This is a genomic window from Candidatus Nomurabacteria bacterium (assembly GCA_020631905.1).
In the GTDB taxonomy this organism is placed as follows: Bacteria; Patescibacteriota; Saccharimonadia; order Saccharimonadales; family VXPC01; genus JACKGQ01.
Window position 1 is genome coordinate 1 of the sequence record JACKGQ010000001.1, and the last position, 25,034, is coordinate 25,034.

Below are 25,034 nucleotides of genomic sequence, written 5' to 3' on the forward strand. Positions count from 1 at the left end.
GCGGACAAATGATAGCAGTTTTTAAGGTGTTAATCAACTGTTTTCGAACAAACAAAAAACACCCGTTTGTCTGTACCTCACCTACAGACAAACTATTGTGGTGTTGATTGTTAATAAGTTGTTTATTAGAGCGGTCAGTCAATGCTCTTACGAGATAAACCTTAGCAGATTTTTGTAAAAAAAGCTAGTGTTTATCCACATATTTATAGCAGAGACTTAGCTCTGTCGGCTAACAATATATTTGCGGTAAGCAAATGTGCCAGCTGCAACAACTGCGATAGCAATTAGGGCAATGTTGGTTCCAGCACCGGTTCGAGGTAAATGCTCGACAGGCGGCTGTTTTGGTGGTTGCTTAGACTCGATATCAACATGTCGTTCACAAGTTACAATAGTTGCTGTTTGGCTGTTATAGCCTTCGGCAACTTCGAACTCAACTGTAGCCTTAATTGTGTATCGACCATCTACGCTTGGGAAAGTGTAGTCATCGACACTAAGACCATCGAATTGAGCGGCGTAGCTGTTTGGTCCGGTGATATTAATCTTGGCAGTTTTCACTCGAGCAGCTTCGTCTGGATTTACTGAAGTATCGACAGAAATCTTATAAGCATTCTTCTTGTCGACGATTGCTTCTAGATTCAAGACACGGCATTCAAGCGAAAAATCATTTTCTTGTGGCTCTTCCACAACTTCAAACTGTACAACTACCGAAGCTCGGTAGTCCCAACAGCCAGGAACAACACCTTGGCGGTCACCATCGGTAAAACCGATGTAGGCACCATTGATAGGGTCGCCATTAATTCCATAGCCACCTTCGGTGTTAGTAGTCTTAAAGCTTACAACACCGTTGTATTTTAGCTTTACTTCGTGGTCACCACAGGTGATTGTAACTGTGTCAGATACAGAATCGGCGTTATTAGCGCTGATTACACCAGTGATTGTGTGTGATTTGCTGTTAGTGTTTAGATCGGCATTTACTTTTAGGGTTGTGCCGACCGCTACACCTTCACCGTCGCGGTTGTCGCCATTAAAGGCAGCTTCCGAACCATTGTGAAGATACATCCATACATTGACCTTGTCGCCATTGGTGCAAGCTTCGGAGGTGTCGCCACCCTGCATGTCGTTGATGCGAACAAAATTGCTTTCGTCGCCAACTTCTGGCACATTGTTGTACCAGTTAAAATATGGCTTAACTGTTTCGGCATTTACAACGCTGGTTGCGATTACAGGAATCATCACCAAGCCAGCCACAGTCATCGCCAAGTTTTTAAGAAATGTCTTCATAAAAACTCTCCTTTACTAGTTATTCGATTGTCATTCAAAACAGAACGACATTCTTTTACGTTTAGTTTTAAGCTCACTCGCATTGGAGCTCAAATTTTCTTTGCCTAATTGCCAACTTGTAAAAGAACGTCTTCTTTAGAGAAAAACATTAGGCCACAACACTTCACTTATGCTTTTGCGGGGTTGGTGGGGTTCGCAAGAACCCCACCAACACACCGCGGTTTCGAATAGGAGTAGAGGCTTTCGGCCTAGGTGCATTGCTACACCCAGGCCTACTCACCCAAGTTAGAGGCCGCCGCCACTGCCCGGGGGCTTGCAGCCCCCGTTCGGCCCAACCGACCAACCGGGCGGCAACGGAATCACGTTGCCGCTCTCATCTATGCACGTCACCACGGGTGTGGTGGTCGTGGTGGGTGGGTGGGTCGTCGGCGGGGTCGTCGGCGGGTGGGTAGTTGGCGGAGAGGTCGTTGTCGACCCCCCACACGACCCCCCACAGCCCGGGGTGGTGCCCGTGCCTGGAGTGGTGCCCGTTGACGGCGTGGTGCCGCCACTCGGGGTGGTGCCAGTGCCCGGGGTTGTCCCTGTTGACGGCGTGGTACCGCCACTCGGGGTGGTGCCCTCAGGCTCGGTGGTCGGGGTCACCGGGACCTCGACGCACTCCCGGCCGTCAGCCGTCATACCAGCGGGGCATTCGGCAATCTCGACGATGTAATCGCCGAGGTCATCGAATTGCACTCCGCCCGGCGGGCATGGACCGAAGTCCACATAGGCCCGCTGGCTGAGTGACCAGAGCACCTGCTCCGGCTCGTTGCCGGTCTCGGCGTCGAGGAACTGGGCATAGCCCAAGACATCGATACCGTTCTCCGGCAGCGGCACACTGCACAGCCACTGTGGCAACATGTCTTCGTGCTGGTTGTGCACCAGCATGTTGAACGTCGCCTGGTCGGCCACCTCCAGGTGGGTCAGCTCCGGGCTCTCGAGTGCGTTCTGCGCCTCGAGTACCAGTTGCTGACAGACCTCCAGCCGATGCTGGGCGTCGCCGGCGATCAGTTCGAGCTGCCTGGCAGCATCGAACTGTTCACCGCTGGTTGTGCCCAGGATTCTGCTGGGGTGAACCCCGGCCGCCTGGTACACCAGCTCGGCGTCGCCGAGCAGCATCACATCGGCACTCAGCGCCGCCAAGTAGGCCTCGGCAGCCTTCTCGGCTGTCGAGGCCCGAACCTGGGTGCCAGCACCGTCGAGATCCGCCAGGATCTGGTCACCGAGCAAGGTGTAACCCTCGTCGGCGATCGTCTGGCAGAGATCGCCCACCTCGACAGTCGGAACCGTCGTGGTCGGCGCAGCGGTGGTCGAGCTGGCGGTGGTCGGTGAGGCCGGATCAGCAGCAACGTTACTTCCGCCAGCGTTGGCTACCATGACGGTGACAACGACGACGGCAACGATGGCTGCGCTGACCGGCAACCAGAAATTCCGTTTACGAACCATGTGTCCTCCCTTCCGTGGGGACAAACGCGTTGGAAGGTTTCCAAATCGCGTCCACTCCCCATGGCAGGAGTGATGTCTAATGCTTACGCTAAAGCACCAGACATCACCCCTACCAAACCAGAAAGGCTATAACTCTACTATTCGAAACACGTTCACTTAACTCTCAAAACAGACAAGAACCAGACGGTTCTTAACCTGGAGTATTTGAAGCATACATGTGAGCATAGTTTGGATATTCTCTGCAAGAAACGCAAAGGAAACGTACAAAGAAGTACGTTGACTGCGTCTCGGAGCAGAAATATTCGAAATATGCCACAAACCAAAACAGTGCTGCAAGCTGTGCTTGTAGGTAGGTTTTGGTGATGCATGCTTCAAAAAAGTGAACTGTTGTGACCTAATTGTTAATAATCTCTCTTCAATCATCCTCGAGTAAGCAGTTGTGATAAAACCCACCTGCCTTTTAGTGCGTTCCAAGAATATAGAATATCTGGAAAGCCCTAGACTCACATCAGAATGATGACTCGCATATTCTATCAATTTATTTACGTTTTGTCAATGCTTATGCAATGTTTATTATTAAAGCACAAGCTTTATGTCTTAGACTGCATGTTTTAACATAAGCTACTTGCTTTTTTGACTATTTTATGCTAGTATAGGCTTAAGCCAACTCTGATTGGTGAGGTAGGGTTATTGGCTCTGAGCAAGCCTAGATTTATCGAGACTGCTCGCCTACTAACCCTAAAGTACATTTACAAGTTACGTGAATTACATCTGTACCTAACCATCTGATACTAACTGTTGTGGTCGTGGGACGTTTGCTTACTAGTAACCGAATGCTAGCGGGCGGGCATCCCACGATCGTCTGTACGTGGGAGTTCTGCCGGGATAGTCCTGGTAGGTCAAAACGACTGCGTACAGCAGAAGGAGGCACAGACATGAACGACTACACGGTATTCACCAACGCCTTCAACACATTGAGGGCCGAGGTGGCCAGACACATCGTCGGCAACGACAGCTTGATCGACCTGGTGTGCATTTCGGTGCTCACCGGCCTGTCAACCGCCGCTGAAGGCGAGTCGGGTATCGGCAAGTCGCGAGCGGCAGAAGTCTGCATGCAGGCATCGGGTCTTAACAAAGGCCTGATCGTCCTCGCCGGCGATACTCAACCGTCGGATGTCAGTGGCAACCTGTTCTTCAACCTGAAGACCGGTGAGTACGACATCCGCCAAGGGCCGTTCCAGCGATTCCAGAGCATGATTCTCGACGAGCTGAACAGGACGACCGACAGGGTGTGGAACGCCTTGCTGGACATCCTCAACAGCCGTCGAACAGTCATCGACGGGAAGGAATTCCCTCTCGACGAGCTGTTTGTCATGCTGGCAACCCTCAACCCGATCGAAAGTGAGGGGACAAGGCCGTTGCCGCGGGCGCTGCGCGACCGGATCGACCTCTCGGCATGGGTGAACTACCCTTCCGAGGCCGAACTGGCCGAGATCAGTTATCGCAACCGTCAGAACCTGGAGGTTGACAGTGTGCTCGAAGTCGACGACATCAAGCATTGCCGCTACCTCTTTGGTGGTGCTATGCGGACCATCGATCGCGAGATCGATGCCGAAGCCGCGCGGATCGCCAATGGTTTCGGCGGGCCTGCTTGGCGTGTTCGTACCTCGCCGCGTACCGTCATCTCGATGGTCAATGCGGCGACCGCCTGGGCACTTGCCCAGCGAGGTCATGCCAGCCCAACCATCGATGATGTTCGCCGGATGGCTTACCCAGCCATTCGACACACCGTCGAACCAGAGGAGTACATGAGTACCGCTGAGCGCAACGCTCTCGTGCTCAACACTCTCAAGGGACTCGGGGTGACGGTATGAATCGTCGCGACCTCGAAAGACTGGTCTTGGAGCTGAAAAGGCAGTTCGACCGCTTTGCTGCGGGCGACAGCCTCGGACGCTTCAAGCTGGTCGGCCCTGGTGACGACGCTCGGCTGGCCGAAGTTCACGACGATGCTCGCTTTCTCGACCATGCTCTCAACGCGCGGTCGGGAATCTGCGAGATTTTCGTTCGAGTCGAACCCAATCAGTACACCCGCAAGGGCTTTCTGGTACTGGATCACTCGCCCAGCAACAACTGGGGCGGCAATCAGGCACTAGTATTGCGCCGACAGCTAATGCAGGCAACTGCGGAGGCTTTGGTGCTACTGAGTAGTGCCTCTGGACACGACTGTGGACTGGTTCTGCCGGGCGATACGTCGCCACGGTTGATTCAAGCCGGAACGTGCACCCAGGTGGTGTTGGCCGAATTGGCGAAGTCATCTGCAGTTGATGGATCCCTGGATCCCCAGCTGAAGCTGCTGGTCAATCAGGCTAGGTACGTCGAGTTTGCCATTCTGGTGCTCGATGTCCACAAGCTTGGTAGTCCAGAAGTCCGAAGCGCCCTGACGAGCATCAGCAAGCATTGTGAGCTGGTAATTGTTGAGGTTTCCGACCCATGGGACTATCAGCTGCCTAGCCTTGGCAAGGTTCGGTTGCGACAGAACGGTGAAGTCAAGCGAGTCGACACCAGTGATGGTAACACTCGTGAGGCCTACGTCGCCATGGCAGCCGAGCGACAGCGCTCGAACCAAGAGTTCCTGCGTGGTCTGGGGCGTGACGTTCAACACCATGAACTGATTACCTCGATCCCATTTGGAACCCAGTTCCTATCTGAATTCGCGCCGAGCCCAGCTCGACGCGCCAGTTGACCAAAAGGAGGTCGCATGAACATCACCTTTGCCACTCCGTGGCTGATGGTGCTGGCAGTCCTCCCGCTTGGACTGCTGGTGTGGTATCTGTTCGGACGCAAGTCCGAGCCGATTGTCGAGTGGGAGTCCGAAGACATCCATAATGTGATGATTGCCACCGCAAGTGAGCGGTGGCGCCATCTCGGAGTGGTGTCGTTGGTGATCGGCATGCTCGGAGCGGTGGTGTTGGTGGCCGGTTTCCAAACCGGTGCCAGCACTGTGTCGTCGGAGGCGAAGGAGGAACGGGCGAGCCTGTGCTTCATTGTCTTCGACAACTCCGGCTCAGGCAATTACGCCAACGAGCCGGGCGGCGAAAGCCGTTTCGAGCGCAGCCTTCGCGAGTTGAAGGCAGCAATCGAAGGTCAGTCAAGCTGCCAGCAATTCGGTTTGATCGCCTTCAGTGGCGACTCCGAAGCGCTGGTCGCACCCACTCCAGGCAACCCTGCCGGTGCACAGGCCACGCTGGCCCAGCTCGATGCACTGACCACCAACTCTGGTGGCACAGACATCGCCGCTGGCTTACAGCAAGCGCTGACCCAGTGCAAACTGGGTGAGTTTGGCCCGTGCAACTTCCTACTAGTTAGCGACCTAGCTGACCGATCAGAAGGTGGCTCGAGCCGACTGCTCGAACAGTTGTCGGCAGTCAAGCTGCTGGGTTCGCTCCTGTACGTCTACGACGTCGGAGCTGCCCGTGGCTACGATGGCCAGGTAGCCTGGCCGACCCCGCAGACTGATGTCTTCGACGACCCAACGGTTGCCGAAGCATCGAAGCAGGTGTCGAGCCCGGCCGAAGCCTTCGCGGAAGCCAAAGTGCAGACTTTTTCGGTGCCCGCCCAAGAGGTGCAGGTGCCGGCGAGCACACCGCTCTGGCCAAGGCTGCTGGGAGGCATCTTGCTACTGTTGTTGATCGTGCCTTTCACACGGACGATCCGCGAGTAATTCACGTCTTGTGACCCTGCCCTGATCCGGGAGATAAGGATTGGGCCCTCGCTAGCAAGGGTAATCGCTAGATACTGCCCCCGGTTAACCCCGGGGGCATTTCATTATTAGTGATTATTTATACCAACTTTATCTAGAGGGAAAATGAAGCCAAAGGTACTGCCCTTGCCCTCTTTAGTCTTGAACAAGATAGAGCCACCGCTAGCAACAATCACTTTTTTGGCCATAAACAAGCCTAGTCCCGTGCCGTCTGGACGAGCTTTGCGGGCATTATTGGCTCGATAAAATTTATTAAATAGCTTGGGAATTTCTTTCTTGGGCACACCCATACCGGTGTCAGTCACCCCAAATTCAACACTAGTTTTGGTTGCGCGCAGATAAACTGTAATATTGCCTTTTGGTGTGTAGTAGATGGCATTGTCGATAAAGTTCATAATCACTTGGCGAATCTTGGTTTCGTCGAGCATTAAATCTGGGAAATCGGCTGGTTTTTCGTAGAGTAGCTTCAAGCCATGAGCCTCCGCAGCTCCACGCAATTGATTAACTTCGCCATCGACAACTTCGGCCAGCTTAGTGGGATGGGTCTCGATCACAAACTTACCCGTCCTTAAGCGACTAACATTGAGCAAATCGGCGATTAAGTAAACCATTCGCTGGCTACTAATAAAAGCCTGGTTGAGTAGCTTTGACTGCTGTTCGTTGATATCACCCGCGTCACCTTCCATAACCATCGAAATATAGCCTTTAACACTAGTTAATGGTGTACGCAGCTGATGGCTGGCCATGCTAATGAACTCATCCTTGGCTTCGTCGAGAGCTGTTAGCTTTTCGTTACTCTTTCGCAACTCTTTGGTGGCACCTTCGATTTTGTTTTGGAGTGTCACGTTAAATTCTTCGATCTCTTCGAAGCGTAAGGAGTTCTCGATAGCAATCACCAGTTCGTTAGCAACAATCTCTAGAAGTTGAAGATCTTTCTTAGAGTAAACATTTCCCGACAACTTCGAACCAATAAATATATAGCCAATCCCATTTAGTTGATAGTCTAGCGAGTTAACTAAACGCACCAGCACTTCGACGTCGTTCTTTTTTAGATATTCGCTTAGGCGGTTGGCGTTCTCTTCGTTCTCACCTTCTCCCGCCATAAAGACTTTGGTATTAAGCTGTTTGGCTGTTTCCTGAACTAAAGCTATGTCGTCGAATTCGTGCTCGCTACGTCTAGCGCCAATTATTCTTTCTGGAAAATAGCTAGTTGGACGAATATAGAAAGTTACATATGAAGCTTTAAGATTTTTTTGAATTATTAAGGCACTTTTCGTTAATAGTTCATCGAACTGCATGCCGCTCACAAGGGTTTTATTTAGCTCATCGATAAAGTTCTGGGTATCGTAGGCATCGCGATAAAATAACTTGTTTGTTACCTTATTGAATAGATTCTTGAGCGGTAAGTAAGACACAGCCAGTATCAGCGACGAGCCGACTAAAACTATTTTCTGGCTATTAGTGATGTTTGAAAAATAACTACTAGCACCCAAGCCTCCAAAGACAGCTACAAAATACAGACCAAAAATTAAACTAAATGTTAATAAATAGCCCACGCTTCTGGTGGCGGCTTGTCGAACATCAAAAACTCCGCGCTTGAGTAGAGCCACCGACGACAACACGGCAAACAGCAAGATGCTAGCGTATGTGATACTGGCCCATAAATCTAGTAAGTTGTTGTCTATAAACACTTTCGGCAAGATTAAATTTGCCATAATAGATACAAAACCAGCTAAACCGAGCGACCAGACGATCAGTTCGAGTTGACGACGACGTTTATCTATCGCTTTTATATATGCCCTATATAGTGTTGCTGCCCCAATGATAAATACTGCTAGAACATAAATTAAGTAAGCATAGAACTTAAGCCCCGACGAAACATTTAATTCATTGTTGGATGCAATCGAGATTGTCATCACCTTGCCAAAAAACACACCGAATGCCAACAGTAGGGTTGTAGCGAGCAGTATGTATTTAAGCTTCGATCGAATCCCTGCAAGCGAAAAACTAAAGTTAGCAAACGACCAAACCATAATCGTTCCAAAAGAATAATCTAGGGCAGTGAGTGTTTCCCTAGCCGTGATATCGACAATTGAATTACTACCTAGCTGATTGACGACAATCCATAGGGAAGTCGCAAAGCAAACTGCCGCAAATGCCAGAGCATCACTATGTTTACTTCGATTGTTTAGGGCTAGTAAGCCAATCGAGAACAAGCCGACAGCAATAATAGATGCTAGTACCAAAAAAACCATAAGCACTAATATTGTAAATCATGCATGCTAAATCAGAGAGCTTTTTCTCTTTTTAGCTCAAAGACCGCACTTCTTAAGCTGACCGTTAGGGCGATATCGGCAAGCGGCAGCCACAAACTGCCCCAACTAGATATTGGCAAACCATATAGTATGGCGATAAGCCAGACGATACCCGTGCCCAGTGCCCCGGTTGTATTTACCCAGAAACCAACCCAAAAAAGTTTGTCGAGACTGACCTTGTGAACGATTGATTTTAAATGACCATGCCACTTAATCGGATTCCAGCCAAGATCATGCCCAACAGAGTAGGCCATGATCACTAAACCAAGTATGAATAATGCTTCGGTAAGTCCGGCAAGTCCCAGCAACCAAGGCAGACTCTCGACAAGTTTCTCTGGAGTTTTATCGAAGGCAAAAGATAATGCTATTTCGGCAATAGTTGCCAGTAGCAACACTGCCAGGATCTTTTTGGAATGACGTCTATAGAAAGCTTTTAGTTTCATTTGATTAACCAATCAAGAATTCGGGGATTTTTACCAAGTACCCGAACTAAAAAGCCAAAAAATCTATTAAACGGCCAGATACGTAACAGTTTAGGAAACGGGTTCTTGGTGTAACAAACAACGCCAAAGTTTAGTGATTCGCCGTCGACAAAGGCATTATCGATAACCTTATAGAATTTAAAACCAGACTCGGCATAAAAATTAAGTAAACGATCATGCAGTTTGTTCGAGTCTTGTTTTTTTAGGTGTGTGTAGTCTTCGGCGATCTGATGTTGCTCGGTTTTTGCTAGATGATCCCATTTTTCGAGCCCATACTTACTAGCAACATATTCGCGAAAGTCGGGCATCCGTGATTCAAAAAAAACTAGCTTCTTACCCTGTGCAACAACCTGGCTAGCAAATCGCAACATCAGCATATATTGGCCGTTATGTTTGGTAGCCTGGCGGCTGACATCTAGATTGACAACGTAAACATTTTGGCCAGTTTTATCAAAAGTAGACCCGAGAGTGCCGTTATCTGTAGATTTTTCCCACGACTCAAAGTCGTCTAATGATTTATTCGTAGTCTGAGCAGATATTGCCCCAGCTATCTCGTCTTTATCTACCAGAACCCACATCCAGTCTTGGGCAATTTCGAGACGTTGCTTAAGCATGCTCTTGAAACGTGGCTTCTCCTCTGGATGCTCTGAATATCGAATTTGATATCTATCAAATTCGACTTGAGCAATGCCGTCAATATCAGTAATTTTTGTTTTTCTAGTTTTCATTTTTTAATACACATATACTATACTGCTATCGGATGTAAAAATAAACATGAAGTATCTATTAAAAATAAGTCACTTAAGCGTATGGGTATATTCGAAACTGTTATTACGGTTTTATATTCAACTCGAGGTCGATAAACGAGTAACGATTAGCTCAAGTCGCTCTAAACTATTTATTTCTAACCATACCTCACTACTAGATGCCTCATTGTTTATCGGGTCACTAACCTGGCGAGAGATCTGGGCAGTCTCTCCAACGCGTGCAATTTTGGCCAAACGTTACTATTATTCGCCTGTTCTACCGTTTGCATATTTGATTGGATGCTTTCCGGCAAGGCCGTTGTTTCCAAGTCTAAAACGGTATGCGGGAGTTGCAGCATCTGTGCGATATCTAAATGACAGCCAAAGTGTTGGTATCTACCCAGAAGGAAAACGAACACCCAATGTTCGCATCGAAGCCAGAAACGGGATTGTTCGAATCCTAAGTTCGGTTAAGGCTGTTCCAGAGATTTACCTAATAAAAGTTACTCGCGAATCAAAACGAAAATTTAAAATAGTTATAGATCGCGACGATTCGGTCGCCAAGCTAAACGATCCGAACAAAATTATGGATAAACTATTTTCATTATAATAGCCTGATATAATACTGCTTATGAAAATTGCAATCATCGAAGACGATTTAGCAATCAGCCAAATGTATCGAATCAAGTTCGAGGCCGAGGGGTGGACTGTCGAGACTGCCGAAAATGGTTTGGTTGGCCTAAAACTTGTCGAAGACATGAAACCAGACATTGTCTTGCTCGACCTAATGATGCCAGAGATGAGTGGCGATGAAATGCTCGAAGAACTTCGCAAAAAACCATTTGGTAAAGATATCAAAGTAATTATCCTTACAAATATGGGAGCGACCGAAGCTCCGGCAAAACTCAAAGAACTCGGAGTAACTGCTTTTATCGTTAAGGCCGATATGACCCCACGCCAGGTTGCCGAGCTAGTTAAATCGAGTATGAATTAAGCGCTATGCGTATTGGTCTAGTTGGTTGGGGCGTCGAAACTAAAAGTGCCTACGAATATTTTGGCGGCAGCCATAGTTATGTAATTGGCAACGAAGAGCCTCGCTCAGATTTTCCCAATGGTGAAAATATCGAGATTCACTACATAGACCAAGCAAGACAACCTGGCTTAGTTGGTAACGTTAGTGACCTAAGCTATCTCGACTTTTACGACAATTGTGATTTAGTTATTTTTCAAGGAGCTGCCCGTAAAAACCTCGAGCTAAAGTTTCCTGCAGACCATGACTTCTGGCAAAAAGCCAAGACTGGCTTAGATATTTTTTTTGAAAAATCACCAACAAAAAATATCATCGGCATAACCGGAACGAAGGGCAAGGGTACAACCACTAGCTTAACCGCCGAACTGCTGTCGGCAACTGGTCTTGATGTTAGGCTTGGCGGAAACATTGGAATCCCGGTCCTGCAAATGCTAGACACTTTAACGCCCGACTCGTGGGTTGTCTTAGAGTTATCAAATTTTCAGCTTTACAAGTTTAACTACTCGCCACATATTGCCATAAATTTGATGATCATCCCTGAACATATCGATGAATGGCACAAGACCATGAAAGACTACGTCGACGCTAAACGAAATCTCAGTGCTCACCAAACATCGTCTGACATCTCCATTTTTTTGCCTTCGAACGAATATTCACGTGCGAATGCCGAAAGCTCACCTGGTAAACTCATACCATATACCGAACCGCCCGGTGCCTTCATTAATAACACTGGCTTTGTAGAAATAGACCACCAGCAAATTATTCATAGCTCTAAAGTTGGGTTAATCGGAAAACACAATTTGCAGAATATTTGCGCTGCGCTAACAGCTGCCTGGCAAATAAAAAATGCTCCCGAAATATATCAACAAGTGATAACGAACTTTAAGGGTCTAGAACACCGACTACAGTTTATTCGCGAAGTAAATGGGGTAAAATATTACGACGATTCGTTTGGGACCATACCCAACACAGCCCAGGTAGCCCTCGATGCATTTGATCAACCAAAAGTCGTTATTCTTGGTGGCCACGACAAGGGGAACGACTGGACAGAACTTATAGAACGTCTCAAGCAAGAAGATGTAAAACACATAGTCTTGATCGGCTCAATAACTTTTAGACTGCTTAAAGAAATGGAGAGTGCTGGCTTAGATATGCATAAGGTTAGCTTTCGCGAGAATGGCAACTCCTGGACTATGCTCAGTATCATCGATACTGTAAACAAAGAAGCCTCGGCAGGAGACATCGTCTTGTTATCGACCGGAGCATCAAGTTTTGGTTTATTTGAAGACTACAAAGATCGTGGCAGGCAGTTCGCCCAAGTTGTTAACAGTCTAAAACCCGCTTAAGTTCAGCTATTACTGATGTTGTTGGCTGGATTATGGTTATATTCGGTCCTGCTAGTTGTTTCAACTGGTCTTCTATCCAATGGTAATGAGTGCAGCCAAGTACAATTACATCTGATCCAGCTCGCATAGATTGATTAACTACATCACCGATTCTTGCCATATTAAGCTTATTAGCCTCAATCATTTCCGCCCAGTCCGAGCAATCTGGCTCGATAACAACTAAATCTCGGGCGTAAGCGGCTTTAAGCGCGGCATAGCGATTGCTCTTGAGCGTCCCGGGAGTAGCGCAAACAGTGATAGTATTAGTTTTTGTCATCAGACTTGCGGGCTTAATCATTGGTACGAACCCAATCACCGGAACAGAGACAAGCTCTTTCAGTTGGTCCAATATGTTAGTAGATGCAGTATTGCAGGCGATAACAATCGCATCAACCTGGTCTTGGTCTGTAAAAGTTTGCATAATCGGCGTCATTAGCTCGAGTATTTGGGACGCAGTTTTATTGCCATAGGGCAGATGTGCACGATCATCTCTAAATATGACCTCGGCTTTAGGTATGGCAATTTTAATTGCTGCAACTACATTTTCTCCGCCTACCCCGGAATCAAAAACGCCAACCTTCAACTAGCCCTCCAATGGTATGTATCGCTTCACTAAGCTAATAAGAGGAAAATCTATTTTTGGTCGATCACCAGGTGCCGAACGGTCCCAGACAACAATTCCTGCCATGGGAATTAAACCTAAATCACTGCACAAATTTGACATATTTGTACCTGTTGTAAATATATCATCAACTAAAAGCAGGCGGATAGGGGAAACGTCCGTTTTTGCGCCAACTAAAGCAAATCGGCTTGATGTTGTTTTTTTGGTTTCTATAAAACTAATCTCAAGCAAATCGGCGACACGCTTGGCCAACAAATTGGCACCATTCGGAACAGCTATAATCGCATCTGGTGCATATTGTTTTACCCGCTCCGCCATCTCTTTCACAACCCGATTAAAAACTTGGCTTGCTGGATTAATTAAATCCCAATCAAGTTTTTGACTGGCGGGTCGTCCGCTAGCTAGTACAAAATTACCTCTTACTAATATTCCCGAGTTCAGCAATTCATGTTCGAGGCTGATCAAAGTTCTTCGTCTAGCCTTCCCTTTGTACCTCTGGCTGCTGTGATTACATTCTCAAACAAAGCGGCGATTGTAAGCGGGCCAACACCGCCAATTTTTGGAGTTATCGTTAGGTCATCGCGAGCGTAAACGTTGTCATTAACATCTCCAACAATTTTGCCCGATTCGCTGGCAGTCCCTGCGTCGACTACAATCGCCCCGTGAGCCACAATATCTTCTGTAATTATACCTGGGCGACCAGTCGCACTTACAATCACGTCGGCTTGCTTAATTAATTCTGGGTTAAAAGATTTACTATCTAAGACCTTAACATTCAGTCCAGAGCCTTGCCACATTTTGGCAAGCGGCGCACCAACTAATCTACCGTTGCCATTGACCACAATTTGCTTACCTTCTAGCTCGACATTGTAGCCAGTCAGCAACCAGCTAATAGCCGTGGCTGTTGCAGAATCATAGCTAGCCTGATTGCCTAAGCCATCTACATCTTTGCTTGGTGGGATTATATTAAGTAGTTGTTCTGTTTGAGAAACATCATCTAGCGGCAACTGTACGATTACACCGTGAATGCTTTTATCCTTCTTTATCTCGTCCAGAATTTCGGATAGCATCACTTGTTTAATCCGATACACTTCGACGTCAACTAAAATATCGGCTGCATATTTTTCTTTTAGGCTAACGTATTTATCGATTACAGAATCTTCTTTGGTAACAATTATTGCCAGTTTTGGTTGAATTTGCCATGCCTGACGCAAACCCCTAACGGCCTTGGCATGACGTTCTTTAATGTAGCCGGCTAATTCCCTACCATCTAGTAATTTCATCTGTATAATTGTATCAGAGGGACTATGAAAGCAAAGATTATTCACCCACAATCAAATATCATACTGCCACACGACGCTAGAGTAGTTTTTCTTGCCGGCCCAGTACAGGGTGCAGATGATTGGCAAATGCAACTCGGCGAGCAGCTTGCCGAACAACTCGAGGATATTTTTATAGCTACTCCACGGGTACCAAAAAAGGACAATTCATTTGATTATCTAAGACAAGTTAGCTGGGAAAAAACTCACCTACAACTAGCAGCAAACAACGGAATTCTGGTATTTTGGTTTGCCGCTCAAAATCCAAATTTAGATTATGAGTCTGGTCGTGCCTACGCACAGACAACACGGCTAGAAATTGGTCGTGCGTTTGGCTGGCTAGACCATAACCCCGACCTAAAGCTTGTTGTAGGGTTCGACAAAGACTACGCTAAAAATGGAGGTGGAAGCGAACGATACATCCGCACTCTATGTGCTGAGCATGATATATCTCTAACTACATCAATAGAGGATACTGTTTCTAAAATTCTCATGCTTGCATTACCAAATAGCAAATAAGAAGATATACCTATGAGTTCCAGAAAAAACGATCTACTTGCAGATGCCAGTTCGTGGTATAAAGTTGCGACCGGTGGACAAGAACCTGCAAAAGAAGTCCGGCCAGCTGCAATCGAGCACGTATTAGGTCGGATTGCAACTGAGAGAGATTATGAAGCTAGCATAATAGCCTCTATGGTTCTGAGTCTTGCGCTGCAGGATGGATTAGGTGTTGCAACTGCCGAGAGAATTATAGAGATGCACGATAGCGGCCTTGATTCTGTCATAACCGACGAAGACCTGCCGCGAGTTCGACTCGCTTTAGCCACTGAATATCTGCGTCAAAATCGGCTCGAACTAGCTCAGAAAACTTTTTTCGAAGCCGCCGCCTTAAGTCGGAGACAATTTAGAGAAGAAGACTTAGATGAAATAAATATGTTCGTTACGGCGTGGACTAAATATATGGTTTATGGTGGTATCTCGAGATAAAAGTAAACTCGAGTTTACTTTTTTATTTTCTGAGGTTGTGATTAGATAGCTGCACTGTGAGTCATCAAATTAATATCCATCAAGCCCAGACAGATATTTTGCGTGAGCTACTTTTCCAGCCCGAAGCCGGTTTTGCTCAGCTGCAAAAACCAACTGGTCTTACCAGCGATCATTTTAATTTTCACATTAAGAAACTCATCGAACTTGGATTCGTAAATAAGATCGGCCGAGGTAAATACGGTCTAACACTGGCTGGTAAAGAGCATGCCAACAAACTCGATACCGATGCCAAAACGATTGAGCGCCAACCAAAAGTTGCCGTATTACTTTGCATAAAACGCGAGATCGATGGCAAAACTGAATTTTTAATGCAAAAGCGCACCAAACACCCCTATTTTGGTTATTGGGGCTTCCCTACTGGCAAAGTCCGTTGGGGTGAGACTCTTTTAGAAGCAGCAGCTCGTGAGCTCAAAGAAGAGACCAACCTGACAGCCAAATTTAAATATGTAGGTCTTTATCACGAGCTTGTAAGAATCAAAGAAAACGGCGACATAATAGAAGATAAGTTATTCCACATTATTGGCTGCTCTGATGTTTCTGGGGAGTTACTAAATGCCTTTGAGGGTGGGCTTAACGAATGGAAAACCCGAGAAGCCATCGAAGCCGAACCCAAAAAATACGACAGCTACAAGATTGAGATGGATATGATCCATGGGCTTTATGCTACATTTGTCGAACAAACTGTCGAAGTCTCCGAAAATGATTTCTAGACGTAAAGTTGTGATTTGCGGCAGTTTCAAGCAAGATCTGTTAGCTTTGGAAAAGCTATACCAAAAACTCTCCGAACTACAGTGCACAATTATTTCACCGTTATCTCTCGACTTCGCTATCAGCGACCGAGGCTTTGTGAAGAGTATGCAAGATAAAGCCTTCTCAAATCTCGATATAGAGAATCACCATCTTCGTTCGATTGCTTTTGCTGATGATATTTGGATTCATGCCCCAAATGGCTATTTAGGCGCATCGACATGTTTTGAAATCGGCTATGCCCTAGCCCTGAATAAACCCATTTACTGTCAAGAAATCATCGACGACCCAACCCTAAAGGAATACATCACGCTTCGTGAACTTTAGAAGCTTAAATAAATACTTTCGCTATCAAGAAGAATGTTACGATGCTTAAAAAGTCTTGGGTGACTGTGGCTATTGGTCCGCTAGCCTCGGCCGGGTCTTTATGTAGTCTCCAAAACAAGTATGGCATCAATGCGCCTGTTATTAGAGATGTCAGAATGCCTGCCGTTAGTGATAAGCCGATGGTTAGTGATAAGTGGCTATCGTGTCGCCACAACTCTAGGCTAATTCCCGACAATACTCCAATTATCAGACTTACTGGCAAAACAATACTCGCCTGCCGCCTGAGAAATCGTATAAAATTGAATTTTTTCTTGCGCACATTTAGCTCTCGAATAATAATCGCCTCCATCTGTGTCCCGACAGCATCACTCATATAGACCACTAGTGGGATAAAGGCTGCTAATGTTAAATCTTGGTTTAGTACGTCTTCGAATCCAGAGATTGTTTTAGCTATCAACAAGCTGACAGCTAAACCAACAACCAACCAGCTTAAGCGAGTTCTAATTTCTTTGATTCTGTTCATGCTTAAGCCAAGCCTACGCTTCGTTGTATATAAGTCAATGACTTTTAGTAATATTGGTATGATAGAATCATATTAGTTATGTGTGGGCTTTAGGCATGGCTTAATTCCTCCGCACAAACTTATAAAACCTTTTCATTTTTCGTTGGCAGTGTGAGCGCAAACTGCAACCCTCTTTATCAACATCTTAAGTATTTTTAAAGGTTTTTTACTATGAGAAAAAGTTTAGGCGAACCGATTAGCGTTGTCTACTTCTTCGACGCTAAACATAAACGGGTCAAGCCCTACCAGCTTACCTGGAACAACACCGATTACCGCTTGGGGCCGGTCGACTTTTGGCACAAGACTCATGTTGGTGGCGTGCTGATCCACCATTTTAGTTTGTGCGACATCAATGAAACCATCTACTTCAAGCTAGCCCTAAATACCGACAATTTACACTGGGAGCTAGAAGAGTTGATGATGGTTAGCGACCTACATCTAGAATACGGCGGTCAAGGTCTATGAATCTAGATCTCAATACCAGTGAGCCGCGGATTATGCATATCGATCTGAATAGCTGCTTTACAACTATCGAACAGCAAGCTAACCGTTTGCTGCGTAACCGTCCGGTTGGCGTGGCTGCCTACGATAGCCCGCGCGGTTTTGTGTTGGCCGCCAGCTATCCAGCTAAGGCTAAGGGGGTCAAACTCGGCGTGACTAACGCCGAGGCTAAGGTACTGGCGCCCGGGATAACTATCATGACACCCGACCCGTCCAAGTATCGCGAGGCTCACAAACGCTTTAAGGAAATTTTGCTAGATTACACTAGCGATGTTAGCCCTAAGAGCATCGACGAATTTGTGCTGGATCTGTCTGGCTCACCTGTCCTGCGCTCGGGCCAATCAGTCGAAGCAATCGGCCTAGAGATCAAACAAAAGATCTACGCTCGCTTGGGCGAGGCCGTAACAGTCAACATCGGCATCGCAACTAACCGCTTTCTGGCTAAATACGCCGCGGGCTTCGATAAGCCAAACGGCCTGACGATAATCACTCACGAAAACCTAATAAGTAAGTACAATGGCATGAGTTTAGTGGATCTGCCGGGGATCAATGTGCGCTACCAGGCCAGACTGCATGCTGCTGGTATTATGACCCCTCTCGATTTTCTAGCCGCCAGCGAACGCACTCTTAAGAAAGTAGTTTTCAAAAGCGTAGTTGGCAGTTATTGGTACAAGCGCCTGCGCGGCTGGGAGGTAGACGCCCGCGAGTTTAGTCGAAAAAGTATTGGCCACCAGTACGCTCTTAAGCAAAAAACTACCGACAGACTAGAGCTCGAGAAGCTACTCATGAAGCTGTGCGAAAAGGTTGGCCGGCGATTACGCTCCAGCAACTACTATGCTGGTGGCATCCACCTTTACCTGGGGTTCGAGCAGCTTAAAGATGGCATCCCAAAACACCTAGATTATGGTGGTCATGTTGCCGGTGGGTTCGAAACCACACCCTACTTCAAAAGCTGGCACAAAGGCCGTAAACTAACCAACCGTCTGTACTCTAGTAAAGACATCTTCTTAGCGGCCAAGCAGTTGTTGCACGAGGCCGATATACCGAGCAACGTCAAACTGATGTCGGTCAACGTCTACGATATCGTGCCGTGGGACCCCGAACAGCTTAATCTGTTCGAAGCCGACCGGCTTTTGAGCGCCAACAAGCACTTAAGCAATGCCATCGACAAAATCAACAATCGCTACGGAGAGTTCAAGGTTACACCGGCTACGATGGCCGATATGCAAGGTACTATCCTCGACCGCATCGCCTTTGGCGGCATTCAAGATATGTGATCTAAGCAGCCAGTATCTCGATGAGTTTACTACGCCAAGATTTGTGAAATAAATGTCCGGGACAAATTGTGTTTTGGTATGCATCGCAGTGTCCAATAATTCTTTCAGGAGATACGCGAGGATATCTCTGTCTAATTATGCGGGCAATCGCTTCTATTACAGCCTTACTTGGCTCTTTGTCGCTTAAATCATCATCTATGCAGATTGCTATGCTTCTGGTGTTGATATCCCAATTCCCAGCTTGCCAGCCAATATATTTGTCTTCAAGAATTTGTTCAGCAAAACCATCTTCGCGAACTAGCCAATGGTATGTCCAGAAAACTTGTTTGCCTTCGAAAAAATGTCCAGACCAAACCGGCTGACCCTTTAGATTAGGATCGGTAAGACTGGCATAGTGGCTTCCGTAAATTCTTAGCATATGCATTGCATTGAGGCGTTCGAGAGTCATGCCGGGCTGATTTTTGGTGTGATGAATCACGATTGTATCGATTGGCTGACGCTTGTGATCTTCGTCCGGTCCGGTCTCGGCAATTGGCAAATAGCCTTCTCTCATAGCCTCTTCAAGCATGGCATAGGCCTCTTGTTTAACCTGTTTGTGCGGCTGACCTTTGACTTCAAGCTCTTCTGCAAGTTTTTCAAGATTTTTGAAATCTTGCTTAAGTAGCAAATACCAGTCGGGTTGATGTAAGTCCTCTCGCCACTTGGCTTTGTCGAGATATTCCATGATACTAGGTTATATCTGCGACTAGTGGTTTTACAAGTTTTTTATAATCGGCAGCAAACATACCAATCGAGTAATTCCGACCAGCATTAAAGATAATCTTATCTTGTGCAAAAAGCTTAGGATCCACGATTACATGCAAATTAAACAAATTGCCAAATGGCGGCACTCCACCAGGTTTTACTCCCTCGGTAATCTCGGCAACTTCAGCCTCGGTTGCAAACCGAATATCTTTAGCATCGAGCACTTGCTTGGCCTTATTCGAGTCAAACTTAGTATCTCCGGGCAAAACAAGCATTAAGAATTGCTTGCCCTGATTGCGAACTTTGGCTCGCACTATTAATGCCTTGGCACCCTGGGCGATCGTGTAACCGTTACGCAGTGCTGCCGCTTCTTCGCTAGTTCGGACGTGGTCGTGCCCAAAGGCTTCGAACCAGCCATTGATACTATTAATCTGATTAATTATCTCGTCTGCAATCGGGTGTTCTGACATAAATCTATTATATATGTTGGTTGTCCAGACTGGAGCTAGTATTATTAACTACCGCCCTCGTAGTTCGTGTCATTGGTGCGCCTATAGATACGGGCTAACGCTAAGTAGCTTATCGACTGTTACAAACTTATAGCCTTGTTTCTGGAGTGACGTAATTAGGATCTCTACCGCCCGAACGGTTCTGGAGCGATCACCCCCTACGCCTTCTTTACCGTCGTGAAAGATTAATATCCTGCCTGGTTTTGCCTGCTTGATAGCCTGGCGGGCAATTTTTTCTGGCGTAGCCCCAAAAACTTCTAAAGGGTGACAGAATACTCCAGAAACAGGCAGCAGTCTAAGTTTACGTGCTTGATGTAGCATCGCTGGTTGACGCCAAAGCCAAGGAGTCCGCATTAACTGCGGTCTTTTGCCAACTTTTCTTTCGATCAATAACAAGAGTTGTTTTACCTCTTTCATGAATTGACCGGGTACAAAGTAGTCCCGAAACCTATGTTTCATGGAGTGAACTCCGACGGTATGATTTTCGGTAGCGATGCGTGCAAGCAGCTTGGGCCATCTATTAATGCAACTTCCAACAACGAAAAAAGTAGCTTTAACATTATGTCTCTTCAGAACATCGAGCAACATTTCGGTATCGCGACCATTCGGTCCATCATCGAATGTCAGGGCAACAATTTTTTCAGTAGTATCGATTTTATATGGGTACTTGCCGAAGAGCTGCACATAGGGTGACATAAATAACCCATATAGCACTAAGACGACTAGCAATGTGGTTATAAATATCATTATCGAGCGGGTATGTTTAGCGATGCGTTCTGGATATTATCTTCAGAAATCTCCGATTTAGCATAATAGGCAATTAGGAAAGCTACAATTAAAATTACGATCCACGGAAAATACTTTCCTTTGAAGCCTATTGATTTACGGGCTTTCACTTTGCGGAATGCAGGATAGCTACCAAAAAAATTATGACGGGTAAGCCGGCTAATGTTATAGCCCATGATGTAATACCATAAGAAAGTCACAAAGATTGAATACCATAAGCCTTTAGCTTGTCGACGCCCAGACGTGTTTACTAAAATAGTAGGATCAATGATTACTCTGCCGTTTTTCTTGAGTTGCTTAAGTATCGCAAGCTCATCACCACCTTGAGTTAGGCGTGTATCGTACCCCTTGATTGCAGATTTAAGGAATACCAGATTACAGGCAGACACATAGCATGGTTGACCGAATAGATTGCTCCATAGCTTTGACCCCCCGAATAAGAACCTTGACCATGCGTTAGCCCAGCCTATATCTCCGTTATAGTAAATACCTCCGCCGACCCCCACAACACCGGTCTTTATGTGCTTGTCGAGTCGACATAACCAGTTAGAATCGAAGGTTGTATCGGCATCGGTTGAAACAATATATTTACCATTTGCAGCAATATACCCAGCTTGTCTTGCCCAGCAGACTCCTGGATTCTTTTCTGATATCAAGCGTACTTTACGCTTTTTAGCTACCGAAGCTGTTGAGTCACTACTATTATTATCGACAACTATGATTTCGAATTCAAAATTAACTTCTTGCTGGAGCAGGCTATCTAGGCAATCACCTAGCAAATCCTCCTCGTTGTAGGCAGGAACAACTATCGAATATTTTGGCTTAACCGCCAGATTACTTTTCATAAAACGCTAACCTTAATAATATCGTACTTCGTCTAGATTCTCGATTTATTTTTATATCTTAGATTCATGCAATCCACCATGTAGTGCTAGTGCTACTCCAAAAAACTTTCATGGTTAATTTCGGTAAACAAAAACTCCTTTTATTAAAGGAGTAGGGTTTTGCGGTTTGGTACTGCATCGTATACTAAACTAGAACTAAACTACTGGGTATAAAGCTGGCGTAAAAACTTCGCTTTATCTCTTCCTGATGTATCAGGATATATCTTATCAAACATGCGAAACGTAATATCCATCCACACAATGCTATTTCTTAAGTGGCGCTCACGTTCTGAATTTATAACTCCAAATACTTCGTCTACGACTGTCATATCAATTGAACGGGGTTCAGGCAATGTCCCACCACGCCCATCCTTATCGTCATACTCTTCGATAAAACGCTGTACCTCTTTTTCCATTAAGTCTTTATACTGCTTACCACACAGCTCCTGCAGCAACCTAAATTCAAACTCAAATGTAGCAACTTCTTCGTGCCAGTGATCTAATTCTGTCCCCTCTCGAAAACGATTTGCTTCATAGATTTCTGCGTGTTTCGCCTCGTGGAGCATAAGGATACCTTTAAGCAACGGACTTAATTCAATTTCGGCATTAAAATATATACGCCCCGGTCTATTTTCTGTATATCGTGCTGCTTGAGATGAGTTTGGGTTCATTATAAGTCTGGTTGTATCGTTTATATCTGCATCGTCAGCAAACAGAGGTACTAATACAACAGTTGGCTGTTCAGGGCCCTGAACAGGAATAAGATGTCGCTCTGGGTCCGGCAGCCCAACAGCTATACCGCTTAAAACACCGTTCAGTAAGTCTTGAGCTTCTACATCATTGGTTTTTTCTACTACTTTGTGAATACTAGTAGCCCATTCATGTGCTGCCCGTCTCCGTCTTTCTATCTCTTCAAGTTGTAATTCAGGATTAACATACCAGTTTCCGATTTCCATAAGCTAACTATAACAAAAGACCAATCTAGATTCGAACCGTATTAACATATATGAAATTCTCTTTTGGTCTTTGACTAGAACAAAAATACTCTAATGCGTTGAATTGGTACACCCGGCAGGATTCGAACCTGCGACCCCTTGGTTCGAAGCCAAGTACTCTAATCCGCTGAGCTACGGGTGCGTGAACAGAGGTGATTCTAACACTTTAGTGATTATTGAGCAATCTACATGTGCTTAGCACGAGCCTTTTGCATGGCGTCTTTGAGCCTATCTAGCTCATCCCAGCGTTCTTGTTCGGCTAAGCTTGCTTGACGGATCCATAACTTAATCTCCGACAATGTAACCCCGGGGAATTGTTTTTCTATCGCTCGTTTTACGTCGTCTTCGTCGGCAAGCTCTAGGTCGCTAAATGTCGAGATTTTAATCGCTGCAAGGAGTGGCAACATATCTGGATTGATGCCATTTAGGCTGGCAAGTTCGTTTGTTGGCTCTGGCTTGTCGTCAAACTCTTGAGTCCGCTTATCGTCTTTGACCGACTCTATAGTTTCATCTTTTCGCCAGTTTAAAAGGACATCTTTGCCAAGCACAAATATTGCCATGCTCGCCAAAACAAAACCAGCAAATCTTATGTATTCTGTCATTTGTTTACCTTAATAGTTTCTATAATATCCTTGTATTCTGTCTGTGCTTGCTCGAATGTTTTAGTTGCTACGTTCTTATCGGCAATAACGATTACGTATTTGTTTGTCTCGCCACTTGCTGGGCGAGATGTAATGTCGATCGAACCATTGCCTGCAGCACAGTTGGTCGTGCCTAGCCCACATAGACTTGTTGGCAGTTCACCTACCACTAGCATCCCTTCTGAATTCTCAGTATGCGACCACGTAACATCAGTTGAGTTAGCTGAAAGGCCTTCTGGATAAACAATCATAGTGGCACCATCGCTAAACGTATATTTATAACCGCCTTTTGTTTCGACCGGGCCAGTTGCCCCCTTGGGAAGACTTATTTCAAACGGAAATACTGGTTTTTCTGGCTCAGGCTCTGTTGTAATGTCTGGCGTCTGTTCAGTTTGAGAGTTTTGGGTATTGTCGGCAACAGAGTCGGTTTGGTCTTGCTGACTATCCCAATTCCATAGCTGAAACAACAATACCAGCAATACACCAACCATCAATAATCTTATGAGCTTCTTAAGCCAAAAACTTCGACTATATATCTTTTTTTCTGATACTAAGTCCATAACCGCAAGTATTATACCACCTGTACGATAATATGTAATGCGTAACGATTCTTGATAAAACAGAGGTAAGGTGATATTATCCTCCAGTCCAAAACCGGGCCATTAGCTCAGCTGGTTAGAGCATCGGCCTCTTAAGCCGAGTGTCCTGGGTTCGAGCCCCAGATGGCCCTCCAAGTAAAAATCACCACCCTTATCGGGTGGTTTTTACATGGTAAACCATCCAGTCGCGAACCCAGGACGCAGATTGACTACAGCCAAGATGGTAAGTCCTTACGTTCAGAATCTTGTCATATCTCAATATATGGCAGGTTTTACTCGGTAGGTATTGGGATCCGATAGCTTTTGGAGAACATTCGCATGATAAAGTTAGCGTATGAAAAAACTAATTGTATTGTTATGGCCGATGCTTGCTTTAGCTGGCGTGATCAGTGAATTCATATATATCTCAAAGAATCAACTTTACGGACCATTCGCATTCCTAGTACCAGTTAGTTTCTTAGGTATGATATTAACTGAAATCAAGATAGGCCATACAAAGCGACTAAATATTATTATCTTAACATCTGGGGTTACGTGCTTTTCCGTATATGCGTTATTTAATGGGCTATTATTTAGCGGTTTTGATATTTTATTTTGGTGGATTAGTGCGATAGGATTTGCAATGTTTACTGCAGTTTTGATGTTTCTAGAAGCAGGGTCAGTACTAAAAAACAAATCTCCTGCAAAAAATCATAAATAACGCTTCTACCAGACTAAGCAAATTGATAACATTATTTTGTGAAGCATAGATTGATATCTTGGCTTGGATGGTACGGAGTCTGCGCAATTCTTTGTGCATACACACTTGTAAGTTTCAGGATTATTGATGCAAATGGATATTCATACCAGCTACTTAACTTAAGTGGCGCGGCAGGAATTTTTATTGAAACAAGCTACAAGAAAGATCGTCAACCAGCAGTCCTGAACGCTATCTGGATAATTATTGCAATGATCGCTATCTTGCAACTACTTTTTAACTAAATAAAATTG

30 protein-coding genes and 2 tRNA genes are annotated in these 25,034 nt (G+C 45.9%); 15 read left to right on the plus strand and 17 right to left on the minus strand.

Annotation, left to right across the window (positions count from 1 at the left end):
* Positions 1-216 precede the first annotated feature (216 nt).
* Both H6798_00005 and H6798_00010 read right to left on the minus strand, forming a co-directional pair.
* A complete protein-coding gene (locus H6798_00005; protein ID MCB9820914.1) occupies positions 217-1,281 on the minus strand; it encodes a hypothetical protein in 1,065 nt (354 codons plus the stop codon).
* A 285-nt stretch (positions 1,282-1,566) separates the two neighbouring features.
* Positions 1,567-2,766, minus strand: coding sequence for a hypothetical protein (locus H6798_00010; GenBank protein MCB9820915.1), 1,200 nt, complete (start codon positions 2,764-2,766; stop codon positions 1,567-1,569).
* Positions 2,767-3,701: 935 nt separating this feature from the next.
* Between H6798_00010 and H6798_00015 the strand changes: the two genes are divergently transcribed.
* The 3 genes from H6798_00015 to H6798_00025 are packed head-to-tail and all read left to right on the plus strand — an operon-like array spanning position 3,702 to position 6,487.
* Complete coding sequence (locus H6798_00015) at positions 3,702-4,640, plus strand: MoxR family ATPase (protein MCB9820916.1); 939 nt, start codon at positions 3,702-3,704, stop codon at positions 4,638-4,640.
* On the plus strand, positions 4,637-5,509 hold the full coding sequence (locus H6798_00020; GenBank protein ID MCB9820917.1) for a hypothetical protein: 873 nt from the start codon (positions 4,637-4,639) through the stop codon (positions 5,507-5,509). Before H6798_00015 ends, H6798_00020 begins: the two co-directional genes overlap by 4 nt.
* Before the next feature lie 15 nt (positions 5,510-5,524).
* Complete coding sequence (locus tag H6798_00025; GenBank protein MCB9820918.1) at positions 5,525-6,487, plus strand: VWA domain-containing protein; 963 nt, start codon at positions 5,525-5,527, stop codon at positions 6,485-6,487.
* Between the two features lie 107 nt (positions 6,488-6,594).
* Here H6798_00025 and H6798_00030 read toward each other — a convergent pair whose 3' ends face one another.
* Genes H6798_00030 through H6798_00040 form a run of 3 tightly spaced genes read right to left on the minus strand, consistent with a single transcriptional unit; the run spans position 6,595 to position 10,051 of the window.
* The gene (locus H6798_00030) at positions 6,595-8,781 is read right to left on the minus strand and encodes a hypothetical protein (protein MCB9820919.1); all 2,187 of its coding nucleotides are present in this window, start codon (positions 8,779-8,781) and stop codon (positions 6,595-6,597) included.
* Positions 8,782-8,813: 32 nt separating this feature from the next.
* Positions 8,814-9,284 carry a hypothetical protein gene (locus H6798_00035; GenBank protein ID MCB9820920.1) on the minus strand — a complete coding sequence of 157 codons (471 nt, stop codon included), beginning with the start codon at positions 9,282-9,284 and terminating at the stop codon, positions 8,814-8,816.
* The gene (locus tag H6798_00040) at positions 9,281-10,051 is read right to left on the minus strand and encodes a hypothetical protein (GenBank protein ID MCB9820921.1); all 771 of its coding nucleotides are present in this window, start codon (positions 10,049-10,051) and stop codon (positions 9,281-9,283) included. Before H6798_00040 ends, H6798_00035 begins: the two co-directional genes overlap by 4 nt.
* 46 nt (positions 10,052-10,097) lie before the next feature.
* Between H6798_00040 and H6798_00045 the strand changes: the two genes are divergently transcribed.
* From H6798_00045 to murD, 3 genes are read left to right on the plus strand one after another with little or no spacing between them, the layout of a single operon-like run.
* The gene (locus H6798_00045) at positions 10,098-10,679 is read left to right on the plus strand and encodes a 1-acyl-sn-glycerol-3-phosphate acyltransferase (GenBank protein MCB9820922.1); all 582 of its coding nucleotides are present in this window, start codon (positions 10,098-10,100) and stop codon (positions 10,677-10,679) included.
* Between the two features lie 21 nt (positions 10,680-10,700).
* On the plus strand, positions 10,701-11,063 hold the full coding sequence (locus H6798_00050; GenBank protein MCB9820923.1) for a response regulator transcription factor: 363 nt from the start codon (positions 10,701-10,703) through the stop codon (positions 11,061-11,063).
* Between the two features lie 5 nt (positions 11,064-11,068).
* A complete protein-coding gene (gene murD, locus H6798_00055) occupies positions 11,069-12,445 on the plus strand; it encodes a UDP-N-acetylmuramoyl-L-alanine--D-glutamate ligase (protein ID MCB9820924.1) in 1,377 nt (458 codons plus the stop codon).
* Here the strand turns inward: murD and murI are convergent.
* From murI to H6798_00070, 3 genes are read right to left on the minus strand one after another with little or no spacing between them, the layout of a single operon-like run.
* A complete protein-coding gene (gene murI / locus H6798_00060; GenBank protein MCB9820925.1) occupies positions 12,423-13,067 on the minus strand; it encodes a glutamate racemase in 645 nt (214 codons plus the stop codon). The two genes, murD and murI, sit on opposite strands and share 23 nt — an antisense overlap.
* Positions 13,068-13,571, minus strand: coding sequence for a hypothetical protein (locus H6798_00065; GenBank protein ID MCB9820926.1), 504 nt, complete (start codon positions 13,569-13,571; stop codon positions 13,068-13,070).
* Positions 13,568-14,389 carry a bifunctional 5,10-methylenetetrahydrofolate dehydrogenase/5,10-methenyltetrahydrofolate cyclohydrolase gene (locus H6798_00070; GenBank protein MCB9820927.1) on the minus strand — a complete coding sequence of 274 codons (822 nt, stop codon included), beginning with the start codon at positions 14,387-14,389 and terminating at the stop codon, positions 13,568-13,570. The genes H6798_00065 and H6798_00070 overlap by 4 nt, the downstream gene beginning before the upstream one ends.
* A gap of 24 nt (positions 14,390-14,413) precedes the next feature.
* Between H6798_00070 and H6798_00075 the strand changes: the two genes are divergently transcribed.
* The 4 genes from H6798_00075 (at position 14,414) to H6798_00090 (ending at position 16,546) form a co-directional block, all read left to right on the plus strand.
* Complete coding sequence (locus tag H6798_00075) at positions 14,414-14,944, plus strand: hypothetical protein (GenBank protein MCB9820928.1); 531 nt, start codon at positions 14,414-14,416, stop codon at positions 14,942-14,944.
* Between the two features lie 12 nt (positions 14,945-14,956).
* A complete protein-coding gene (locus H6798_00080; GenBank protein ID MCB9820929.1) occupies positions 14,957-15,412 on the plus strand; it encodes a hypothetical protein in 456 nt (151 codons plus the stop codon).
* A gap of 368 nt (positions 15,413-15,780) precedes the next feature.
* The gene (locus H6798_00085) at positions 15,781-16,182 is read left to right on the plus strand and encodes an NUDIX hydrolase (GenBank protein ID MCB9820930.1); all 402 of its coding nucleotides are present in this window, start codon (positions 15,781-15,783) and stop codon (positions 16,180-16,182) included.
* Positions 16,172-16,546, plus strand: a complete 375-nt coding sequence (locus tag H6798_00090) for a hypothetical protein (protein ID MCB9820931.1) — start codon at positions 16,172-16,174, stop codon at positions 16,544-16,546. Before H6798_00085 ends, H6798_00090 begins: the two co-directional genes overlap by 11 nt.
* Positions 16,547-16,550: 4 nt before the next feature.
* Here H6798_00090 and H6798_00095 read toward each other — a convergent pair whose 3' ends face one another.
* Positions 16,551-17,069 carry a magnesium transporter gene (locus tag H6798_00095; protein ID MCB9820932.1) on the minus strand — a complete coding sequence of 173 codons (519 nt, stop codon included), beginning with the start codon at positions 17,067-17,069 and terminating at the stop codon, positions 16,551-16,553.
* A gap of 210 nt (positions 17,070-17,279) precedes the next feature.
* Here H6798_00095 and H6798_00100 point away from each other — a divergent pair, with 210 nt between their 5' ends.
* Positions 17,280-17,573, plus strand: coding sequence for a hypothetical protein (locus H6798_00100; protein ID MCB9820933.1), 294 nt, complete (start codon positions 17,280-17,282; stop codon positions 17,571-17,573).
* A complete protein-coding gene (locus H6798_00105; GenBank protein ID MCB9820934.1) occupies positions 17,570-18,886 on the plus strand; it encodes a hypothetical protein in 1,317 nt (438 codons plus the stop codon). Before H6798_00100 ends, H6798_00105 begins: the two co-directional genes overlap by 4 nt.
* A gap of 1 nt (position 18,887) precedes the next feature.
* On the opposite strand, the gene H6798_00110 is transcribed toward H6798_00105, so the two are convergent.
* The 8 genes from H6798_00110 to H6798_00145 all read right to left on the minus strand — a co-directional run bounded on the left by H6798_00110 (position 18,888) and on the right by H6798_00145 (position 24,005).
* On the minus strand, positions 18,888-19,610 hold the full coding sequence (locus tag H6798_00110; GenBank protein MCB9820935.1) for an N-acetylmuramoyl-L-alanine amidase: 723 nt from the start codon (positions 19,608-19,610) through the stop codon (positions 18,888-18,890).
* Between the two features lie 4 nt (positions 19,611-19,614).
* The gene (locus tag H6798_00115) at positions 19,615-20,100 is read right to left on the minus strand and encodes a hypothetical protein (protein MCB9820936.1); all 486 of its coding nucleotides are present in this window, start codon (positions 20,098-20,100) and stop codon (positions 19,615-19,617) included.
* Between the two features lie 81 nt (positions 20,101-20,181).
* A complete protein-coding gene (locus tag H6798_00120; protein MCB9820937.1) occupies positions 20,182-20,886 on the minus strand; it encodes a polysaccharide deacetylase family protein in 705 nt (234 codons plus the stop codon).
* Positions 20,886-21,770: a glycosyltransferase family 2 protein gene (locus H6798_00125; protein ID MCB9820938.1), complete on the minus strand. Its 885-nt coding sequence runs from the start codon at positions 21,768-21,770 to the stop codon at positions 20,886-20,888. The genes H6798_00120 and H6798_00125 overlap by 1 nt, the downstream gene beginning before the upstream one ends.
* Positions 21,771-21,970: 200 nt before the next feature.
* On the minus strand, positions 21,971-22,765 hold the full coding sequence (locus tag H6798_00130) for a hypothetical protein (protein MCB9820939.1): 795 nt from the start codon (positions 22,763-22,765) through the stop codon (positions 21,971-21,973).
* 104 nt (positions 22,766-22,869) lie between these two features.
* Positions 22,870-22,946 (minus strand) — tRNA-Arg (locus H6798_00135).
* Between the two features lie 43 nt (positions 22,947-22,989).
* Positions 22,990-23,406, minus strand: a complete 417-nt coding sequence (locus H6798_00140) for a hypothetical protein (GenBank protein MCB9820940.1) — start codon at positions 23,404-23,406, stop codon at positions 22,990-22,992.
* On the minus strand, positions 23,403-24,005 hold the full coding sequence (locus tag H6798_00145; protein ID MCB9820941.1) for a hypothetical protein: 603 nt from the start codon (positions 24,003-24,005) through the stop codon (positions 23,403-23,405). Before H6798_00145 ends, H6798_00140 begins: the two co-directional genes overlap by 4 nt.
* A 96-nt stretch (positions 24,006-24,101) precedes the next feature.
* Between H6798_00145 and H6798_00150 the strand changes: the two genes are divergently transcribed.
* The 3 genes from H6798_00150 (at position 24,102) to H6798_00160 (ending at position 25,025) form a co-directional block, all read left to right on the plus strand.
* Positions 24,102-24,178 (plus strand) — tRNA-Lys (locus H6798_00150).
* A 200-nt stretch (positions 24,179-24,378) separates the two neighbouring features.
* A complete protein-coding gene (locus H6798_00155; protein MCB9820942.1) occupies positions 24,379-24,744 on the plus strand; it encodes a hypothetical protein in 366 nt (121 codons plus the stop codon).
* A 38-nt stretch (positions 24,745-24,782) separates the two neighbouring features.
* Positions 24,783-25,025 (plus strand): hypothetical protein, encoded by a 243-nt coding sequence (locus H6798_00160; protein MCB9820943.1) that lies wholly within the window; start codon positions 24,783-24,785, stop codon positions 25,023-25,025.
* Positions 25,026-25,034 lie beyond the last annotated feature (9 nt).

Coding starts and splice junctions, on each gene's coding strand:
- H6798_00025 (MCB9820918.1), top strand. CDS start 5,525: ATGAACATCACCTTTGCCACTCCGTGGCTGATGGTGCTGGCAGTCCTC.
- H6798_00050 (MCB9820923.1), top strand. CDS start 10,701: ATGAAAATTGCAATCATCGAAGACGATTTAGCAATCAGCCAAATGTAT.
- H6798_00080 (MCB9820929.1), top strand. CDS start 14,957: ATGAGTTCCAGAAAAAACGATCTACTTGCAGATGCCAGTTCGTGGTAT.
- H6798_00070 (MCB9820927.1), bottom strand. CDS start 14,389: ATGAAATTACTAGATGGTAGGGAATTAGCCGGCTACATTAAAGAACGT.
- H6798_00045 (MCB9820922.1), top strand. CDS start 10,098: ATGAAGTATCTATTAAAAATAAGTCACTTAAGCGTATGGGTATATTCG.
- H6798_00095 (MCB9820932.1), bottom strand. CDS start 17,069: ATGAACAGAATCAAAGAAATTAGAACTCGCTTAAGCTGGTTGGTTGTT.
- H6798_00015 (MCB9820916.1), top strand. CDS start 3,702: ATGAACGACTACACGGTATTCACCAACGCCTTCAACACATTGAGGGCC.
- H6798_00035 (MCB9820920.1), bottom strand. CDS start 9,284: ATGAAACTAAAAGCTTTCTATAGACGTCATTCCAAAAAGATCCTGGCA.
- H6798_00040 (MCB9820921.1), bottom strand. CDS start 10,051: ATGAAAACTAGAAAAACAAAAATTACTGATATTGACGGCATTGCTCAA.
- H6798_00005 (MCB9820914.1), bottom strand. CDS start 1,281: ATGAAGACATTTCTTAAAAACTTGGCGATGACTGTGGCTGGCTTGGTG.
- H6798_00020 (MCB9820917.1), top strand. CDS start 4,637: ATGAATCGTCGCGACCTCGAAAGACTGGTCTTGGAGCTGAAAAGGCAG.
- H6798_00120 (MCB9820937.1), bottom strand. CDS start 20,886: ATGATATTTATAACCACATTGCTAGTCGTCTTAGTGCTATATGGGTTA.
- H6798_00145 (MCB9820941.1), bottom strand. CDS start 24,005: ATGGACTTAGTATCAGAAAAAAAGATATATAGTCGAAGTTTTTGGCTT.
- H6798_00140 (MCB9820940.1), bottom strand. CDS start 23,406: ATGACAGAATACATAAGATTTGCTGGTTTTGTTTTGGCGAGCATGGCA.
- H6798_00110 (MCB9820935.1), bottom strand. CDS start 19,610: ATGGAATATCTCGACAAAGCCAAGTGGCGAGAGGACTTACATCAACCC.
- H6798_00105 (MCB9820934.1), top strand. CDS start 17,570: ATGAATCTAGATCTCAATACCAGTGAGCCGCGGATTATGCATATCGAT.
- H6798_00125 (MCB9820938.1), bottom strand. CDS start 21,770: ATGAAAAGTAATCTGGCGGTTAAGCCAAAATATTCGATAGTTGTTCCT.
- H6798_00155 (MCB9820942.1), top strand. CDS start 24,379: ATGAAAAAACTAATTGTATTGTTATGGCCGATGCTTGCTTTAGCTGGC.
- H6798_00090 (MCB9820931.1), top strand. CDS start 16,172: ATGATTTCTAGACGTAAAGTTGTGATTTGCGGCAGTTTCAAGCAAGAT.
- H6798_00130 (MCB9820939.1), bottom strand. CDS start 22,765: ATGGAAATCGGAAACTGGTATGTTAATCCTGAATTACAACTTGAAGAG.
- H6798_00100 (MCB9820933.1), top strand. CDS start 17,280: ATGAGAAAAAGTTTAGGCGAACCGATTAGCGTTGTCTACTTCTTCGAC.
- H6798_00030 (MCB9820919.1), bottom strand. CDS start 8,781: ATGGTTTTTTTGGTACTAGCATCTATTATTGCTGTCGGCTTGTTCTCG.
- H6798_00115 (MCB9820936.1), bottom strand. CDS start 20,100: ATGTCAGAACACCCGATTGCAGACGAGATAATTAATCAGATTAATAGT.
- murD (MCB9820924.1), top strand. CDS start 11,069: ATGCGTATTGGTCTAGTTGGTTGGGGCGTCGAAACTAAAAGTGCCTAC.
- H6798_00010 (MCB9820915.1), bottom strand. CDS start 2,766: ATGGTTCGTAAACGGAATTTCTGGTTGCCGGTCAGCGCAGCCATCGTT.
- H6798_00085 (MCB9820930.1), top strand. CDS start 15,781: ATGCAAAAGCGCACCAAACACCCCTATTTTGGTTATTGGGGCTTCCCT.
- H6798_00075 (MCB9820928.1), top strand. CDS start 14,414: ATGAAAGCAAAGATTATTCACCCACAATCAAATATCATACTGCCACAC.